Here is an 18,002-nt window from a genome sequence, read left to right on the forward strand (position 1 = left end):
ACGGCGATAGACCCGCAATTACAAGAAAAGCCAACACTCAAGAATTTCAGGAGCTTCTATGACGTCGATTCGCCGTTATGCCTTGGCCGCATTGGCCAGTGCCGTGTTTGCCGGTTCCGCCGTTGCCAAGGACTACGAGTTGCTCAACGTCTCGTACGACCCCACCCGTGAGCTGTACCAGGATTACAACGCTGAATTCACCAGCTTCTGGAAACAGTCCCACCCCGGCGACAACGTCAAGATCCAGCAGTCCCACGGTGGCTCAGGCAAGCAAGGCCGGGCGGTGATCGATGGGCTGCGTGCCGACGTCGTCACCCTGGCCCTGGCCGGTGACATCGACGAAATCGCCAAGCTGGGCAAGACCCTGCCGGAGAACTGGCAGACCCGCCTGCCGGACGCCAGCACGCCCTACACCTCCACCATTGTGTTCCTGGTGCGCAAGGGCAATCCCAAGGGCATCAAGGACTGGGGCGACCTGATCAAAAAAGACGTGTCGGTGATCACGCCCAACCCGAAAACCTCCGGCGGTGCACGCTGGAACTTCCTTGCCGCCTGGGCCTACGGCCTCAAGGCCGGCGGCAGCGAAGCCAAGGCCCAGGAATACGTCAAGGAGCTGTTCAAGCACGTCCCGATACTGGACACCGGCGCACGCGGTTCTACCATTACCTTCGTCAACAACGGCCAGGGTGACGTGCTGCTGGCGTGGGAAAACGAGGCGTTCCTGGCCTTGAAGGAAGACGGCGGCGCCGACAAGTTCGACATCGTCGTGCCGTCCCTGTCGATCCTGGCAGAACCGCCTGTGGCCGTGGTCGACAAGAACGCCGAGAAAAAGGGCAACACCGAGATCGCCACGGCGTACCTCAACCACCTGTACAGCCCGGCGGGCCAGGAGATTGCGGCGAAGAACTTCTACCGTCCACGGGATGAAAAAGTCGCCGCCAAATACGCCCAGCAGTTCCCGAAACTGGACCTGGTGACTATCGACAAAGACTTCGGCGGCTGGAAAACTGCCCAACCGAAATTCTTCAATGATGGTGGTGTGTTCGACCAGATCTACACGGCGCAATAATCAACACCGACTATTGCGCGGGGCTTGTTGTGGCGAGGGAGCTTGCTCCCGCTGGAGTGCGAAGCACTCCCAAAACCGGTACTCACGGTACATCGTGGTTGCCTGGTTCTGGGGCCGCTTCGCAGCCCAGCGGGAGCAAGCTCCCTCGCCACAGTGGGCCGCACGCATATCCGTTCCGCTAACCAAGGACTCTTATGTCGCGTCGTATCTCCCCCGTCATACCCGGCTTCGGGCTGACGCTGGGCTACACCGTCGTGTACCTCAGCCTGATCGTACTCATCCCGCTGGCGGCGATGTTTGTACACGCCGCTCAACTCACCTGGGATCAGTTCTGGAACATCATTTCCGCACCTCGTGTACTGGCGGCCTTGAAGCTGAGCTTCAGCACCGCGCTGTACGCCGCACTCATCAACGGTGTGATTGGCACTTTGCTGGCCTGGGTGCTGGTGCGCTACACCTTCCCCGGGCGCAAGGTCATCGACGCGATGATCGACCTGCCGTTCGCCCTGCCCACTGCCGTCGCCGGTATTGCGCTGACCGCGCTGTACGCACCCAACGGCCTGGTTGGCCAGTTTGCCACCGACCTGGGGTTCAAAATCGCCTACACCCCCCTGGGTATCACCCTGGCGCTGACCTTCGTCACGTTGCCCTTCGTGGTGCGCACGGTGCAGCCGGTACTGGCCGATATCCCCCGGGAAATCGAAGAGGCCGCCGCCTGCCTCGGCGCCAAGCCGTTGCAAGTGTTCCGCTACATCCTAGTGCCGGCATTGCTGCCCGCCTGGCTGACCGGCTTCGCCCTGGCCTTTGCCCGAGGCGTGGGTGAGTACGGTTCGGTGATCTTCATCGCCGGCAATATGCCGATGAAAACCGAAATCCTGCCATTGCTGATCATGGTCAAGCTCGACCAATACGACTACCGCGGCGCCACCTCCATTGGTGTGCTGATGCTGGTGGTGTCCTTCGTCTTGCTGCTGCTGATCAACCTGTTGCAGCGGCGCATCGAACGTCCATAAGGAGGCGCGGAACATGTCCCAATCGTCTATTTCTGCCGCGTCCTCGGCCAACGCCGCCCGCCGTGGCAGCGCGACCTCGCGACGTATCCTGATCGGCCTTGGCTGGCTGGTATTCGCGCTGTTCCTGCTGCTGCCGTTGCTGGTGGTGGTGTCCCAGGGCTTGAAAAACGGCCTCGGCACGTTCTTCAGCGCAATCCTTGAACCCGACGCGCTGTCGGCGCTGAAACTCACGGTGATCGCCGTGGTGATTTCGGTGCCGCTCAACCTGGTGTTCGGCGTCAGCGCCGCCTGGTGCGTGAGCAAGTACTCGTTCCGTGGCAAGAGCATCCTGGTCACGCTGATCGACCTGCCGTTCTCGGTGTCGCCGGTGATCGCAGGCCTGGTGTACGTGTTGATGTTCGGCGCCCAGGGCTTCTTCGGGCCGTGGCTGCAAGACCACGACATCCAGATCGTGTTCGCCCTGCCGGGCATCGTGCTGGCGACCATCTTCGTCACCGTGCCGTTCGTGGCCCGTGAGCTGATCCCGCTGATGCAGGAGCAGGGCACCCAGGAAGAAGAAGCCGCACGCCTGCTGGGCGCCAATGGCTGGCAGATGTTCTGGCATGTCACCGTGCCGAACATCAAGTGGGGTCTGATCTACGGCGTGGTGCTGTGTACGGCGCGAGCCATGGGTGAGTTCGGCGCAGTGTCGGTGGTGTCCGGCCACATTCGCGGCGTCACCAACACGCTGCCGCTGCATGTCGAGATTCTCTACAACGAATACAACCACGTTGCCGCGTTTGCGGTGGCCAGCCTGTTGCTGATCCTGGCGCTCTTCATCCTGCTGCTCAAGCAGTGGAGCGAGAACCGAATCAACCGCCTGCGCAACAGCGCGGGTGAGGAATAAGTCATGTCGATCGAAGTCCGTAATGTCAGCAAGAACTTCAACGCCTTCAAGGCCCTGGACAGCATCAACCTGGATATCCAGAGTGGCGAGCTGGTGGCGTTGCTGGGCCCGTCCGGCTGCGGCAAGACCACGCTGCTGCGCATCATTGCCGGCCTGGAAACCCCGGATACCGGCAGTATTGTGTTCCACGGCGAAGACGTCTCCGGCCACGATGTGCGTGATCGCAACGTGGGCTTTGTGTTCCAGCACTACGCGCTGTTCCGCCACATGACCGTGTTCGACAACGTCGCTTTCGGCCTGCGCATGAAGCCGAAAAACCAACGCCCCACCGAAAGCCAGATCGCCAGCAAGGTTCACGAGCTGCTGAACATGGTGCAGCTTGATTGGTTGTCGGACCGTTACCCGGAACAACTCTCCGGTGGCCAGCGCCAGCGTATCGCCCTGGCCCGCGCCCTGGCGGTGGAGCCCAAGGTGTTGCTGCTCGACGAACCCTTCGGCGCCCTCGACGCCAAGGTGCGTAAAGAACTGCGCCGCTGGCTGGCGCGCCTGCACGAAGACATCAACCTGACCTCGGTCTTCGTGACCCACGACCAGGAGGAGGCCATGGAAGTCGCCGACCGTATCGTGGTGATGAACAAGGGCGTGATCGAGCAGATCGGTTCACCGGGCGACGTCTACGAAAACCCGGCCAGCGATTTTGTGTACCACTTCCTGGGGGACTCCAACCGCCTGCATTTGGGCGAAGACAAGCACCTGCTGTTCCGCCCCCACGAAGTGTCGCTGTCACGCCATGAACTGGAAGATCACCATGCGGCGCAAGTGCGGGATATTCGGCCGTTGGGCGCGACCACTCGCGTGACCTTGAAGGTTGAAGGCCAGAGTGAATTGATCGAGGCCGAAGTGGTGAAAGACCATGACAGCCTCACCGGCCTGGCGCGGGGCGAGACCCTGTTCTTCAAACCCAAAACCTGAGCCTCACGTGATCGTTCCCACGCTCTGCGTGGGAACGCCTCTGGTGACGCTCTGCGTCACGCTTTTGGACGCGGAGCGTCCTGGCCTGCATTCCCACGCAGAGCATGGGAACGATCAAGACCGCGGCGCGCCACCGGCCCAGAGCGCTCTTCAATCTGGCGCTTGAGGTCCTGCCGCAACCCCAGCAAAAACGCCAACTCCGCCACCACAAACAACGGCCCCACGATCAGCCCGGACACATCGTCCACAAACGCAGGCTTCCTGCCTTCGTAGTAATGCCCGATGAACTGAATCACCCAGCCCACCACAAACATCCCCACGCCGCTGCTCAGCCACACCGCCGTGCTTTGCGCCGCCAGCACATGCCCGGCCCACACCGACAAGCCCATCAGCATAGTCATCAACACGCCCAGGGCCAGTTCCAGGCGCAGATAAAACCACGCCGAAAACAGCGCCAACAGCACCGCAGGTGATAGCCACAGCCCGCCCACCGACCATTCGGGGCGCGACAGCAGCACGGCTACGGCCACCACAATCAACGGAATACCGATGAAGTGGCTGGCGATGTTGCGTGGGTCGCGGTGGTACGCGGCGTATTGACTGAGGTGGTCGACGAGGCTTTTCATTGTTGTTCCTCCTGTAGGATGTTTGATCATGCCCTGTCAGTCGGTGCCTAACTGTCAACTGGGCGACAATCTTCGGAGTTCGCATGGACACAGGGACATGGCACGCGCAATTGGCTCGCGGTCATTGGTTCAGCCATTTGCCGCCTGACTTGCAGCGTAGCCTGCTGGAGGCGGCGCGGTTGCGTGTGCTGACGGCGGGGCAGTACCTGTTCAAGCGCGGTGACCCGCCGTGCGGCGTGTATGCGGTGCTGGAAGGCACGGTGCGCATCAGTGCGGTCAGTGCTCAGGGCAAGGAAGCGGTGTTGAGCCTGGTGGAAACGCCCTACTGGTTCGGCGAGATCTGCCTGTTCGACAACCTGCCGCGCACCCACGATGCCATGGCCACGGGTGCTTGCAGGCTGCTGCAGGTGCCGCAGGCGGCGATGCTCGGCATTCTCGAGCAGCATCCGCTGTTCTGGCGGGAGATGGCGCTGTTGATGAGCCATAAACTACGGCTGTCGTTGATCAATATCGAACAGACAAGCCTGATGCCCGCCTCAGAGCGGCTGGCCCATCGGTTGCTGATGATTGCCCAAGGCTACGGCGAAGTGGATCATGCGCGCCGCGTGCTGCAACTGCCCCAGGAGGATCTGGCGGCGATGCTGGGCCTGTCGCGCCAGACCATCAACAGTCTGCTCAAGGCGCTGGAGCAACAGGGCATTATCGGCTTGAGTTACGGTGCCATCGAGATACGCGACCTCAATGGGCTGCGGCTGGCCGCGGGCCTATGAACCGCGATAGGTAGAGAAACCGTAAGGGCTGAGCAACAGCGGGATGTGGTAGTGCTGGTCGGCCTGCTTGACCTGGAATATCACCGGTACCTCAGGGAAAAACGTCTCGCGGTTAGCCTTCTTGTAGTAATCGCCGGTCTTGAACACCACGCGGTACTCGCCCGGCTGCATGCTGCGGTTGGCCGGGAACAGCTCGGCGATGCGGCCTTGCTGGTTGGTCACACCTTCAGACAGCGACTGCCATTTATCGCCCACGTGCTGTTCCAGGGTCACGTTGACACCGGCGCTTGGCAGGCCGTTTTCCAGGTTGAGTACGTGCACGCTCAGGGGGTTGCCGTCGGCCAGGGCCAGGTTGCACAGGCCACTCAGGCTCAGTGCGGCAAGGGTCATGCTCAAGGTTTTCATCGCGAAGTCCTTTGAAGGAAGTGGAATCAAGGGGTGATTTTCAAGCCCAGTTGCTCGGCGGCCTGCACGGCGCAGGCTTCATCCTGCGCGGCGCCACCGGCACCGGCGATGCCGAGGGCACCGACCAGTTCTGCGTCGGCAAACAGCGGCACGCCACCGCCGAGCAACAGCAGCTCGGGCAAGCTGTTGAGGTTGGCGGCCTCGGGGTTATTACGCGCCCGTTCGGCAAACAGCCGGGTCGGGGTTTTTGTCGACAGCGCCGTGTACGCCTTGCGTTGGCTGGCGAGGCTGTTGTGCGGGCCGACACCGTCAGCGCGCAGGCCCAGCAACAGGTTGCCACCGCGGTCGAGTACGGTCAGCGCAGCGGTGCAGTGGGCCAGGCTGGCGTCGGCCAGTTGGCGAGCGGTGTGCAGATCCAGCTCGGCATGGCGTGGTAATTGTGGCGCCGCCTGGGCGACGGTGGCCACGGCGAGGCTCAGGAACAAGGCAGTGCGGTACATAGTGAGGGCTCCAGAAAGCAGGCCGTCACGGTAACCAGCGGACGCGGACAAAAGCCGCACAATTGGATGACAGGTTTGTAATCAAACTCAGGGATTTGTGGTGTTTGTACTGGCCTCATCGCAGGCAAGCCAGCTCCCACATGATGTGAACCCCATTCCCCTGTGGGAGCTGGTTTGCCTGCGATGAGGCTCTTACTACTGCAATCCGTCGCGAAACTGCCCCGGCGTCATCCCCGTCCAGCGCTTGAACGCACGATTGAAACTGCTGGTATCGGCAAACCCCAGCAAATGGCTGATCTCGGCCAATGAGCACTGCGGGTCGCGCAGGTGCAATAACGCCAGGTTTTGCCGACACTCATTGAGCAAGGCGTCAAACCGACACCCTTCATCGGCCAGATGCCGCTGCAAGCTGCGCAGGCTCAAATGCAGCGCTTGAGCAATGTGTTCGGCGCTTGGCTCGCCGTCTGGCAATTGCGCCTCGATGGCGGCGCGCACCTTGCGTTCCCAGGTCAGCGGTTGCAGTTGGGCGAGGGTGCGCTTGAGCACGGTTTCGTTGTGTTCGGCCAGCTCCGGGTTGGCGTCGTCCAGATGGCTGTCGAAGTCGCTGGCGGCGAATTCCAGGCGGTCTTCGTCGGCGGCAAACCGTACCGGCGCGCGAAATACCCTGTGCCACGGCTCGGGGTCGGCGGGTTCCGGGCGCCGCAGGTAAACGGCCAACGGCGCATAGTCGCGACCCAGGCGGTTGCGACACGTGCGCACGTAGATCGCCGCAAAGGCATCAATCGCTTCCGGCGCGGGCGCAGGGCTGCCTGGGGGTTGGAGCAGGCGAAAACGGTAGACGTCGCCGTGGCGGCTCAGCTCCAGGTCCAAGGCATCACTGACCACCTGGTGATAGCGCACGATGCGCTCGAACACCTCGCGCAAGCTGCCGCTGGCCACCAATGCGTAACCCAGCGCATGAAAGGTGGTGGGGCTGACAAACCGCGACACCCGCAGCCCAATCGCCGGGTCGCCACTGGCCTGTACCGCCAGCGCCCATAGGCGCGTGGTGGCCGACAACCGGTAGCGGGCGTTGGGGTCGTCCATCTGCTGCGGGTCGAGCCCGGCCTCGGCGCACAGCGCGGCGCTGTCGAGGCCCAGGGCGTCGAGCTGCTTGCGCAGGGCACGGGTCCAGCTGGCGAGGGAAGTGGGTTCGGTCATGGCAATTGGCGCTTGTGGTCAACAGATTGGCGTGCGCGGCTAGCGCCCTGCGCTAGGGTTAGGTGCAGGATGCAGGCATCACTTCACCAAGAGAATGGAAGCATGGACGGTACTTCTGCAAGCCCCCAGCCGTTGAACGCACAACAGCGTTCGGCGCATATCCGCGAGGTGGTGATGGCCGAAGGCGTGCGCTTGCGCCAGCGGCACCCCTGGTTGTTGCATCAGGACGCGCTGGGCGCAGGCATCCTGGCCTTTGCCCTGCTGGGCATGTTCGGCTCGGCAGCGCTCTATATCAGCGGTCATATGGCCTGGTGGGTGTGTCTGCTGCTCAATGCCTTCTTCGCCTCGCTCACCCACGAGCTGGAACACGACCTGATCCACAGCATGTACTTTCGCAAGCAACGCGTGCCCCACAACCTGATGATGGGCCTGGTATGGCTGGCGCGGCCAAGCACCATCAACCCATGGATACGCCGGCACCTGCACCTCAACCATCACAAGGTCTCGGGCACCGAAGCCGACATGGAAGAGCGCGCGATCACCAATGGCGAACCCTGGGGCATCGCACGGTTGCTGATGGTGGGGGACAACATGATGTCGGCCTTGATCCGCCTGTTGCGCGCCAAGACCTGGCCGCACAGGTTCAGCATCCTCAAGCGCGTGCTGCTGGTGTACGCACCGCTGGCCTTGCTGCATTGGGGCGCGTGGTACGTCTTCCTGGGCTTTCATGCCGCCAATGGGATTGCCAGTTTGATGGGCGCGCCCATTCAGTGGTCAGCCGGTACCTTGCAGGTGATGCAGGTGATCGATATCGCTGCGGTGGTGATCATCGGCCCGAACGTGTTGCGCACCTTCTGCCTGCACTTTGTCAGCTCCAACATGCATTACTACGGCGATGTGGAACTGGGCAATGTGATGCAGCAAACCCAAGTGCTGAACCCTTGGTGGCTGTGGCCGTTGCAGGCGTTCTGCTTCAACTTCGGCAGCACCCACGGCATCCATCACTTTGTGGTGAAAGAACCGTTCTACATCCGCCAGATGACCGCCAAGGTGGCGCACAAGGTCATGGCCGAGATGGGGGTGCGCTTCAATGATTTGGGCACGTTTGCGCGAGCCAATCGCCTGGAGCCCCAGGAACACCCGCGCACTGAGCTCTCTTTCAGCAAGCAATGAACGCCAATGGCAGGTCGCGGATCTGTTCGCGCACCGGCGGTTGGTAATGGTCGTCGCTGGTTAATTCGTGCAACAGCTCTTCGCGTAGCTGGTGGAATTCAAAACTGCTGCGCTGGCGCGGATGAGGCAGGGTGATCTCGACGACCTGCTTGATTCGCCCCGGACGCGGCTCCATCACCACCACGCGATCGGCGAGGAAAATCGCCTCTTCCACATCGTGGGTCACCAGTACCGTGGTGATCCTGGCGCGGGCACGAATCGCCAGCAGTTCGTCCTGCATCTGCTGGCGCGTCAGTGCATCCAGGGCGCCGAAGGGTTCGTCCAGCAACAGGATGCGCGGGCTGGCCACCAGGCCGCGGGCAATCGCCACCCGTTGCGCCATGCCGCCGGAGAGTTGGTGGGGGTAGGCGCGAGTGAAATCGGTGAGGCCCACCAGTTCGATAAAGTCGCTGATGCGCCGGTTGCGCTCGGCCTCGTTCAGGGGCTCGTTGACCAGGCCCAGGCCGATGTTTTGCGCCACGGTCAGCCACGGGAACAGGCGGTGCTCCTGGAACACAATGCCGCGTTCGCCGCCGATCCCGCTGACGGCTTTGCCATCGACCTGGATCTCGCCGCGAAACTGCGTATCCAAGCCCACCAGCAAGCGCAGCAGTGTGGATTTCCCGCATCCACTGGAGCCGACAATCGCAACAAATTCCCCTTCGGCCACCTCCAGGTTGAATTCACGGATGGCTTCCAGTTCGAAGCCATCGACGTCGAAGGACTTACCCACGTGGTTGAAGCTGACAATCGGTGCGTTCATGCGTGTCTCCAGCGGGTGGCACGGGTTTCGATGCGTTGGCCGATCAGGTTCAGAGCGGCGCCGGTGAGGCCGACCAGCAGCATGCCGCTCATGATCAAATCCATGCGCAGCAACTGTTGGGCGCCGATCATCAGGCTGCCGATGCCGCCATCTGAGGGCATGAAATATTCGGCGCCGAGGGTGCCCATCCAGGCGTAGATCAGGCTCAGGCGCAGGCCGGCGAAAATCCCCGACGCGGCGCCCGGCAGTACCAGGCGGCGCATGCGTTGCCAGAGGTTCAGGCGCAGCACCTGCGCGGCTTCGCGCAGCTGGGGCGACAAGTTGAGCACGCTGCGCTGGGTGGCAATAAACAACGGGAAGAAGGCGGCGAGGGCGATAAACACCCACTTGGCCAGTTCACCCAGGCCGAACCAGGCGGTGAGCAGCGGCACCCAGGCGAAAATCGCGATCTGGCGCAGCGCGGACAAAGTGGGGCCAAGTAGCCGCTCACTGCGCCGCGACAGCCCCAGCCACAGGCCCATGGCAAAGCCCAGGCTACCGCCCAGCAGCAACCCGGCCAGGGCCCGGCCAAGGCTTTTGCCCAGCGCCGTAGTCAGGCTGCCATCCAGCACGCCCGCCACGCTGGTTTGCAGCACCGCCCAGGGGCTGATCAGAATGTTTGGATCGACCCAATCCTGCTGAGTCGCTACTTGCCATAACGCCAATAGCAGCAGCGGCAACAGCCAGGGTTGCAAGCGCTGCCAGCCTTCGTAGCGTGGCCCGCGTCGAATCTGCGCAGTGGCCGGATGGGGCCAGTGCACCCACTTGCGGTCCAGCCAGCCGATGCCGCGGTCCATCACCACACCCAGCACGCCAATGACCACGATGCACACGAAGACGATATCGAGCATGAACAACTGGCGCGCCCACACCATCAGGTAACCGATGCCTTCGCTGGAGGCCAGCAGCTCCACGGCCAGCAGGGAGGTCCAGCCCGCCGCCAGGGCCAGGCGTACACCGGCCATGAACGCAGGCAGTGCGGCGGGCAGGACCAGACGGCGGATCAGCAAGTGGCCAGGCAGGCGCAGTACACGGGCGGCTTCGCGCAGGTTGGGCTGGGCGTCGCGAACGCCTACCAGGGTATGCAGGGTCACGGGCACCACGATGGCCTTGACCAGCACCACCAGCTTGAGGGTTTCGCCAATCCCGAAAAACACCATGAACAGCGGGATCCAGGCGAGGGTCGGCACTTGCGCCAGCGCGCTGAACGTCGGGAACACCAAGCGCTCGGCGCGCGCACTGAAACCCAGGAACGCGCCCAGTATCGCGCCGCCACTGACACCGGCCAGCAGGCCCCAGAACAAGCGCTGCAAGCTGATGGCCAGATGGCTCCATAACTCGCCGCCGGCCAACTCCACCGCGCTGCTCCACACCAGGGCGGGAGTGGGCAGAATCTGCTCGCTCATCCAATGATTGCGGCTGGCCAGCCACCATAAGGCAAACAGCGTGAGCGGCAGCAGCCACGGCAATAAACGCTGGCCCAGCTGCGGCAAGCGCGGCGCGATGCCTTTGGGCGGGGCCGCCAGCGGCAGGCTCAGAAGTGAAATCCGGGCCATGGAAGACCTCCGAATGCGTTATGTGATTTCGATCTTACAAAAGCGTGATCAAGATGATTGTGAGATAAGAAAAGTCATTTAAAGCCTCACGCCGCCACGCATCCAATGCATTCGAAGAATATTTTCGATGCTGTTTATGCATAGGCCTCTGGAGGCTGCGGGTTAGCTTGCATATTTCTAAAAGCTATTAAATTGTGAATTTATAGTATTTAAAGTTTTGTTCAGTCTGTGACTACTTTTTGCTCCCCAGGCGACCGTCGCCCACCAGGAGCTGCGCTTATGAAACTGCCCTTTAAACGTCTGATCAGCCTGTTCGCCGGCACCGCCCTGGCCGGGTTGGTGCATGCCGCCGACCTCAAGGAAATCCGCATCGCGGTGCCCGACCTCAGTGCCGGCAGCCAGCACAGCGGCGGTGGCATCACCGACGTGTTGCGTGAACAGCAGATCTTTGAAAAAGCCTTTGCCGACCAAGGCATCAAGATCCAATGGAATTACTTCAAGGGCGCCGGCCCGGTGATCAATGAAGCGTTCGCCAACGGCCAGGTGGACCTGGCCTATCTGGGCGACCTGGCAGCGATCATCGGCCGCTCCAATGGCCTGGACACGCGGCTGCTCAGCGCCTCTGCACGGGGAGTGAAACACTACCTCGGCGTGGTGCCGGGCTCCGGCATCAAGACCCTGCAAGACCTCAAGGGCAAGCGCGTGGCGGTGTTCCGTGGCACGGCCAGCCAGTTGTCGTTCGACAGCGCTTTGGCCAGCCAGGGCTTGAGCGAGAAGGACCTTAAGGTGATCAACCTGGACTTCAACGCGGCCGCTGCCGCCCTGGCGGCCAAGCAGATTGACGCCACCTGGGGCGGGTCCACCCTGACGGCGTTGCAGGCCAAAGGTTTGGCAGAAATACCGCTGACCACCAAAGACCTGGGCGATGCCGGCAGCATCCAGGCCGTGCTGGTGGGCAGCGCCAAGTTTGTCGATGAACATCCCGATGCGGTGGCCAAGCTGCTCAAGGCCCAGCAGCAAGCGGTGCAGTGGTTGACCGATGACAACAACAAACAGGCGTACATAGCGCTGGTATCAGGGCTGGCCAGTTACCCCCCGGTGATCCTCACCAATGATTTGAAAGACCAGAAACTCAGCGAAGTTTTCCCCTCGACCCTAGACCCGGTGTTCCTGGGCAAATTGCAGGATGCGGTGGACCTGGCGTCCAGGGAGAAGTTGATTCGCAAGTCGTTTCAGGTGAGTGATTGGGTGGCGCCTGGGTTGGTGGCGGCGGGGCTCTGAGCTTGTCGGTGCCTGGGCTATCGCTATCGCAGGCAAGCCAGCTCCCACACTTGAACGTGTTCACCGCTCAATGTGGGAGCTGGCTTGCCTGCGATGAGGCCCTTCAAACCGCCACACTGACCTGCTGGCTATCCACCTCCACCAATGTCTCGATCATCGCCTTCGCCGCCGGCGACAACCGCGACCCCGTGCGGCTGACGATCCCGCAGCGTGCGCTCAGGGTATCCATGTGCTGCGGCAAGTTGCGCCAGTGCAGCAGCACCAGCGCCCCCCTGGCAATGTCCTCGGCAAAGGCTTCTTCAGTGCCGACGCCGATGGCATTGGTTTGCAGCACGATGCTCACCAGTGCCGGGAAGTGCTCGGTCTGGATACTCGGGGAGAAATCCATACGCCCACTCAGGTTCGCCAGCAGTTTGCGAATGCCTTGGGAGATCAGCGGCGCCGCCAGCGGGTAGTCGAACATATCGTTGGTGGACAGGCTGTCCTTGGCGAGCAAGGGGTGGCCGGGGCGGCAGAAAAACACCCCGCGTTTGGGGGTGAGTGCGCGGGTCTGGAAATTCGGGTCGGCTTCGAACTGGCGGATGTCGGCGATAAAGAATTCGATCTCTTCACGGCTCAGGCGGCGGCTGAGGGTTTCCCAGTTATCCACCTGAAACGTGGTGCGGATTTTCGGGTGGGCGTTGATAAACCGCGCCACCGCATCCGGCACCAGTTTCACGGCTGGCGCCGGGCCGCAGCCGAAGCGCAGGTCGCCGGCGTCGAGCTTGGTCATGCGCGTCACTTCACTGCTCAGCAGCGCTGCGCCATGCACCAGGCTCAGGGCGTGCTGCAACACCACCTGGCCTTCCGGCGTGGGGCGCAAGTCCTTGTGGCCACGGTCTACCAACACGCAACCGAACTCCTGTTCCAGCCCCTGGATGCTGCGGCTGAACGCTGGTTGGGTGATGCCCATGGCGTCCGCGGCGCGCACGAAACTGCGGTGTTCGTTGAGCGCGATGAAGTAGCGCAGTTGGCGAAGATCCATATGCTTTCCCGGCATTTTAAAAATAGGTCGAAGGCATTTGCGACCGAGCAAGCTGAGGTTTTAAATGCAAGCTCTTATTCCGTCAACGAAGCATTCATTCATTTGCTAGACCTAAATTGCATATGGATAGAGCGTTGCTGGAAGCGTCCCCCCACCGTTTCGCAGGCACATGAGGGTCATCACAATGAGCAACGCCGCATTAGCCGTTCAACCCATCGCCCAACCACTTGATATTCACCCGGTAGCCGGGCGGATCGGCGCCGAAATCCGTGGCATCAAACTGTCCGGTGAGCTGGATGCCGCCACCGTCGAGGCCATCCAGCAGGCGCTGGTGCAGTACAAGGTGATCTTCTTCCGCGAACAAACCCATCTCGATGACCAGAGCCAGGAAGCCTTTGCTCACCTGCTCGGCGAGCCGATCGCCCACCCCACCGTACCGGTACGAGACGGCACGCGGTTCCTGATGGAGTTGGATGGCACCCGTGGTCAGCGCGCCAATTCCTGGCACACCGACGTGACGTTCGTCGATGCCTACCCTAAGGCCTCGATCCTGCGTTCGGTGCTGGCGCCTGTGTCCGGCGGCGACACCGTATGGGCCAACACAGCCGCTGCCTACAACGACCTCAGCGTGGAACTGCGCGCACTGGCTGATCACCTGTGGGCGGTGCACAGCAACGAATACGACTACGCCGCACGCAAGCCGGATGTGGCGGTGGAGAAGCTGGAGGAATACCGCAAAGTATTCACTTCCACGGTGTATGAAACCGAACACCCGGTGGTGCGCGTGCATCCGGTCAGCGGTGAGAAAACCCTGCTGTTGGGGCACTTCGTCAAACGCCTGAAAGGCTACTCCCAGGCAGAGTCGGCGCAGTTGTTCAACCTGCTGCAAGGCCATGTCACCCGCCTGGAAAACACCGTGCGCTGGCGCTGGAACACCGGTGACGTGGCGATCTGGGATAACCGCGCCACCCAGCATTACGCGGTGGACGACTACGGCACCCAGGAGCGCATCGTGCGCCGGGTTACGCTCAAGGGGGATGTGCCGGTGGGGGTGCAGGGGCAATCAAGCAAAACCACTAAAGGTCTTTAAGCCGGGTGAGGATAAAAATATGGGAGCGGGCTTGCTCGCGAATGCAGTGGGTCAGTTGATGAATACGTCGACTGACGCTGCGCATTCGCGAGCAAGCCCGCTCCCACATTTGGATTTGTGGTGTTTACCAGACCCCGATCTTCACCACTTTCTCTGCCTCTGGCTCACCATAACGAAACCATTGCCCGCGCACCTCAACCTCCGTGTGGCTGATGGTGGTGCGCCGTTTCAACCCGCGCAACCAGTCGAACAGATAACCCAAGTGCGTCTCGCGCACCTCGGCATAGGCAGGATCGCTGCCCAAGTCGTGCAGTTCTTGCGGGTCGTTTTCCAAGTCGAACAGTTGCGGGCGAAAGCCGTCGTACGCCAGGTACTTCCAGCGCTCGCTGCGCACCATGGTCATGCGGCAACGGTCGATGGGTTGCTCCAGGCGCTCGCGAGCGGGGGCCTGGAAGGCGTAGTCGTATTCGGCAATGGCGTAGCGGCGCCAGGCGGGTTGCGCGCCGTGCAGCAATGGAATCAGTGAGCGACCTTCCAGGCGATGGTCGGCGGCGGGCAAGCCCAAGGCGTCGAGGAAGGTGGGCAAGGCGTCGATGGTTTCCACCAGACGCTCATCCACGGTGCCGCGGCTGACATCGGCGCTGGCACGTGGGTCGCGCACGATCAGCGGTACACCCACCGCAGGCTCCAGCAAGAATTCTTTTTCACCGAGGAAATGATCGCCCAGGAAGTCGCCGTGGTCGCTGGTAAACACGATCAGCGTGTCGTCCCAGCGGCCAGCGCTTTGCAGAAAGTCGAACAGCCGCCCGAGTTGATCGTCAATCTGTTTGATCAGGCCCATGTAGGTCGGAATCACCGTGAGGCGCACCTCGTCACGGGAGAAATTCTGGCTCTCCTGGTGTTGGCGAAATGCCTGGTACACCGGGTGATCGCTGGTGTGGTCAGGTTGAATCGGCGCTTGCACATGCTCGGTTCCGTACAGCGCGTGATACGGCGCCGGCGCGATGTAGGGCCAGTGCGGCTTGATATACGACAGGTGCAGGCACCAGGGCTGTTCACCTTGTTCGTCGATAAAGTCGATGGCGCGGTCGGTGGTGTAGACGGTCTCCGAATGTTCTTCGGCCACCCGTGCGGGTTTGCCGGCGTTGCGCATATGCCAGCCGCTGAGCACTTCGCCGTTCTCACCTTCGGCGGCGTTGGCCCATTCGTGCCAAGGGTTGCTGCCGTGGTAGCCGTGATCACGCAAGTATTGGGTGTAGGGCGCGGACTCGCGCTTATCCTCGAACAGCGGGCTGTCGGGGTAGATGCCGTCGTGACGCAGATACGCGTCGAAGCCGACCTCATTGAGTGGCTCGGCCTGGGCACTGTCGGGGTCTATCTGCAGGCGCTGCAAGGCCTCAATATTCGGCGTGGCGTGGGTCTTGCCCACCAGGGCGGTGCGGATGCCGTGGGGGCGCAGGTAGTCGCCGATCGTCAGCTCTTCGAGCGGCAGCGGCACTGCATTCCACGCCACCTGATGGCTGCTGACATAGCGCCCGGTGTAGGCCGACATGCGCGACGGGCCGCAGATGGTGCCTTGTGTATAGGCCCGACTGAAACGCACGCCAGCGGCGGCCAGGCGGTCGATATTCGGCGTGTGCAGATGGGCATGGCCGTAGCAGGACAGGTAGTCGCGGCGCAGTTGGTCGCACATGATGTAGAGCACGTTGCGCAGGGGTTTGGGGTCAGACATAGGAATTTACCGAACGGAGGACAGGTGGGTTTTTTCGCCGTTCGAGGGGCGCTCTGGCAAGTGCATTTGGGGACTGGGTTCTATGCATTGAGTGCATGGGTGTGGCTGCTGGCGTCATCGCAGGCAAGCCAGCTCCCACAGTTGAAATGCATTTCCCTGTGGGAGCTGGCTTGCCTGCGATGACGGCCTGACAGCAGATACATATCTACCTGCCACCCCGCGATCAAATGGTGGGAGCAGGCTTACCCGGCGAAGGACCTGATGTGAGCGGCCAATCCTGCCAGCGCTTTATCATCTGCCCTGGCAGCGTCATGGGAGGAGACATAGCCTTCATAACGCTCAAAATATTTGTCCTGGGACGAACTGATTTTTTTGAAGGCGCTATCTTCCCCGGTCCCGTGCATCGGGAATAATTTGGCGTGCAGATGATCGACGCCATAACCCTCCAGAATCATGCCCGTTCTAGCCACACCTTTTAGCGCTTTGTCCAAAAGCTTCGCCGTCTTCTTGGCTGCGATGACCAAGTCACATAGCACGGTGTCCGGTTCGGCAAACGCATAGCTGCCGTGATGGGTTTTGGGGATAACCACACTGAACCCCGGCGTATTGGGAAATATGGAGAGAAAGGCCATGTGGGTCTGGTCTTCCCACAGGAGGTGGGAGGGTGCAGTACCGCGGGCAATGCTGCAAAAGATACAGTCCATCAAATGCGCTTCCTCGTGCGGGTCAAAAGGTTATAGACCCTCTTGTAGGTGATCTTTGTTATCTAATGATGACTTCACTGACGTTGCGGGCCGCTGTTCACCGCTTGGTCAGACCGCAATATTTTCCAACGCATAAGCATCCTCGTCTCTCTCATCAATCTCCTTGATTTGCTCAATCATCGCCTGCGCCAGCGGCGACAACCGATACCCTGCACGGCTGACGATCCCGTAGCGGGTGTAGCGCTCCTCCAGGTTTTCGTCCAATCCCTCAATCTGCAAACACACCAGTTCGCCGCGGGCCATGTGCAGCACGTCGCTGTTGGCGCTGACGATGCCGATGGCGTCCGAGCGCAGCACCACGCCCATCAAGCTATAGCCGTTTTCGCATTCCACATTGGGCTGGTAATCCGGCCGGCCGCTGAGGTCGACGATGACTTTGCGCAGGTTCGGCGGGCGGATGGTCACTGCCAGGGGGTAGCTCATCAGCTCGGCGGCGCTGACGCTGTTGCGCACGGTCAGGGGGTGCCCGGCGCGGCAGCAGAAGTGCCAACGGCGCGGGCGCAGGCGGTGGGTGTGGTAGTCGGGGTTGGCTTCGAAGTGGCGGGTGTCGGCGACGAAGAATTCGAACTCTTCGCTGAGCAGACGCTTGCCCAGGCTTTGCCAGTCATCCACCTGGAACTGCACGCGGGCCTTGGGGTAGCGCCCGATAAAACTGCCAATGGCACGTGGTACTAACCCAGCTGCCGGCGCGGGGCCGCAACCGAAGCGCAGTTCACCGGCTTCCAGGCCGTTGAACTGGCTGATTTCGTTGGCCAGTTGTTGTGCGCCACTGACCAGGCGGCGTGCATGTTCGAGCAGCACCAGGCCTTGTTTGGTGGGGGCCAGGTCTTTGCGTCCACGGTCCACCAGTTGGCAACCGACACTGTGTTCCAGGGCCTGGATGCTGCGGCTGAACGCCGACTGCGACAGGTTCACCGCTGCGGCTGCCGCGACGAAACTGCGCTGTTCGGCGAGGGCGATGAAGTGGCGAAGCTGGCGCAGATCGATATGCATTTTTCACATCAAAAATATCCGGGAAATGCATTGGCTATGCATTACGTCGACTCCTTATAAAGGCTATCTCTTATGCAGTAAATGTTCGTAAAAACATAAATAAATAA

General features: G+C 61.5%; 18 protein-coding genes. 8 read left to right on the forward strand and 10 right to left on the reverse strand.

The window, feature by feature from the left end; all coding sequences use genetic code 11:
* Positions 1-58 precede the first annotated feature (58 nt).
* The 4 genes from BT204_RS03805 (at position 59) to BT204_RS03820 (ending at position 3,940) form a co-directional block, all read left to right on the forward strand.
* Positions 59-1,069, forward strand: coding sequence for a sulfate ABC transporter substrate-binding protein (locus BT204_RS03805; RefSeq protein ID WP_072445741.1), 1,011 nt, complete (start codon positions 59-61; stop codon positions 1,067-1,069).
* 194 nt (positions 1,070-1,263) lie between these two features.
* Positions 1,264-2,082, forward strand: coding sequence for a sulfate ABC transporter permease subunit CysT (gene cysT, locus BT204_RS03810; RefSeq protein ID WP_032894195.1), 819 nt, complete (start codon positions 1,264-1,266; stop codon positions 2,080-2,082).
* Between the two features lie 13 nt (positions 2,083-2,095).
* Positions 2,096-2,968 (forward strand): sulfate ABC transporter permease subunit CysW, encoded by an 873-nt coding sequence (gene cysW / locus BT204_RS03815; RefSeq protein WP_054896816.1) that lies wholly within the window; start codon positions 2,096-2,098, stop codon positions 2,966-2,968.
* 3 nt (positions 2,969-2,971) lie between these two features.
* Positions 2,972-3,940: a sulfate/molybdate ABC transporter ATP-binding protein gene (locus BT204_RS03820; RefSeq protein WP_034125451.1), complete on the forward strand. Its 969-nt coding sequence runs from the start codon at positions 2,972-2,974 to the stop codon at positions 3,938-3,940.
* Between the two features lie 56 nt (positions 3,941-3,996).
* On the opposite strand, the gene BT204_RS03825 is transcribed toward BT204_RS03820, so the two are convergent.
* On the reverse strand, positions 3,997-4,566 hold the full coding sequence (locus BT204_RS03825) for an Mpo1 family 2-hydroxy fatty acid dioxygenase (protein WP_054896689.1): 570 nt from the start codon (positions 4,564-4,566) through the stop codon (positions 3,997-3,999).
* A gap of 83 nt (positions 4,567-4,649) precedes the next feature.
* Between BT204_RS03825 and BT204_RS03830 the strand changes: the two genes are divergently transcribed.
* Entirely contained in the window at positions 4,650-5,336 is a 687-nt protein-coding gene (locus tag BT204_RS03830; protein WP_072445742.1) for a Crp/Fnr family transcriptional regulator, read from the forward strand.
* Here the strand turns inward: BT204_RS03830 and uraH are convergent.
* From uraH to BT204_RS03845, 3 genes are all read right to left on the reverse strand, one after another.
* Positions 5,331-5,741 carry a hydroxyisourate hydrolase gene (gene uraH, locus BT204_RS03835; protein ID WP_014716425.1) on the reverse strand — a complete coding sequence of 137 codons (411 nt, stop codon included), beginning with the start codon at positions 5,739-5,741 and terminating at the stop codon, positions 5,331-5,333. The two genes, BT204_RS03830 and uraH, sit on opposite strands and share 6 nt — an antisense overlap.
* Positions 5,742-5,767: 26 nt before the next feature.
* On the reverse strand, positions 5,768-6,241 hold the full coding sequence (locus tag BT204_RS03840) for a GlcG/HbpS family heme-binding protein (protein WP_034125453.1): 474 nt from the start codon (positions 6,239-6,241) through the stop codon (positions 5,768-5,770).
* A gap of 195 nt (positions 6,242-6,436) precedes the next feature.
* Positions 6,437-7,441 carry an AraC family transcriptional regulator gene (locus BT204_RS03845; protein ID WP_034125454.1) on the reverse strand — a complete coding sequence of 335 codons (1,005 nt, stop codon included), beginning with the start codon at positions 7,439-7,441 and terminating at the stop codon, positions 6,437-6,439.
* A 102-nt stretch (positions 7,442-7,543) separates the two neighbouring features.
* Between BT204_RS03845 and BT204_RS03850 the strand changes: the two genes are divergently transcribed.
* Positions 7,544-8,614: a fatty acid desaturase gene (locus BT204_RS03850; RefSeq protein WP_054920343.1), complete on the forward strand. Its 1,071-nt coding sequence runs from the start codon at positions 7,544-7,546 to the stop codon at positions 8,612-8,614.
* Here BT204_RS03850 and BT204_RS03855 read toward each other — a convergent pair.
* Complete coding sequence (locus BT204_RS03855) at positions 8,601-9,416, reverse strand: ABC transporter ATP-binding protein (protein ID WP_034125456.1); 816 nt, start codon at positions 9,414-9,416, stop codon at positions 8,601-8,603. The two genes, BT204_RS03850 and BT204_RS03855, sit on opposite strands and share 14 nt — an antisense overlap.
* Entirely contained in the window at positions 9,413-11,011 is a 1,599-nt protein-coding gene (locus BT204_RS03860) for an ABC transporter permease (RefSeq protein WP_072445743.1), read from the reverse strand. The genes BT204_RS03855 and BT204_RS03860 overlap by 4 nt, the downstream gene beginning before the upstream one ends.
* A gap of 279 nt (positions 11,012-11,290) precedes the next feature.
* On the opposite strand from BT204_RS03860, the gene BT204_RS03865 reads away from it, so the two are divergent.
* Positions 11,291-12,292: an ABC transporter substrate-binding protein gene (locus BT204_RS03865; protein ID WP_072445744.1), complete on the forward strand. Its 1,002-nt coding sequence runs from the start codon at positions 11,291-11,293 to the stop codon at positions 12,290-12,292.
* Positions 12,293-12,395: 103 nt separating this feature from the next.
* Here BT204_RS03865 and BT204_RS03870 read toward each other — a convergent pair whose 3' ends face one another.
* On the reverse strand, positions 12,396-13,316 hold the full coding sequence (locus tag BT204_RS03870; protein ID WP_003187586.1) for a LysR family transcriptional regulator: 921 nt from the start codon (positions 13,314-13,316) through the stop codon (positions 12,396-12,398).
* A 184-nt stretch (positions 13,317-13,500) separates the two neighbouring features.
* Here BT204_RS03870 and BT204_RS03875 point away from each other — a divergent pair, with 184 nt between their 5' ends.
* A complete protein-coding gene (locus tag BT204_RS03875) occupies positions 13,501-14,406 on the forward strand; it encodes a TauD/TfdA dioxygenase family protein (RefSeq protein WP_034125458.1) in 906 nt (301 codons plus the stop codon).
* Positions 14,407-14,530: 124 nt separating this feature from the next.
* Here BT204_RS03875 and BT204_RS03880 read toward each other — a convergent pair whose 3' ends face one another.
* The 3 genes from BT204_RS03880 to BT204_RS03890 all read right to left on the reverse strand — a co-directional run bounded on the left by BT204_RS03880 (position 14,531) and on the right by BT204_RS03890 (position 17,895).
* Positions 14,531-16,138 carry an alkaline phosphatase family protein gene (locus BT204_RS03880; protein ID WP_072445745.1) on the reverse strand — a complete coding sequence of 536 codons (1,608 nt, stop codon included), beginning with the start codon at positions 16,136-16,138 and terminating at the stop codon, positions 14,531-14,533.
* A gap of 242 nt (positions 16,139-16,380) precedes the next feature.
* The gene (locus BT204_RS03885; protein ID WP_054920331.1) at positions 16,381-16,842 is read right to left on the reverse strand and encodes an HIT family protein; all 462 of its coding nucleotides are present in this window, start codon (positions 16,840-16,842) and stop codon (positions 16,381-16,383) included.
* A 108-nt stretch (positions 16,843-16,950) separates the two neighbouring features.
* Positions 16,951-17,895, reverse strand: a complete 945-nt coding sequence (locus BT204_RS03890) for a LysR family transcriptional regulator (protein ID WP_054920329.1) — start codon at positions 17,893-17,895, stop codon at positions 16,951-16,953.
* Positions 17,896-18,002 lie beyond the last annotated feature (107 nt).

The organism is Pseudomonas sp. NFPP02, from assembly GCF_900119355.1.
Taxonomy (GTDB): Bacteria; Pseudomonadota; Gammaproteobacteria; order Pseudomonadales; family Pseudomonadaceae; genus Aquipseudomonas; species Aquipseudomonas paracarnis.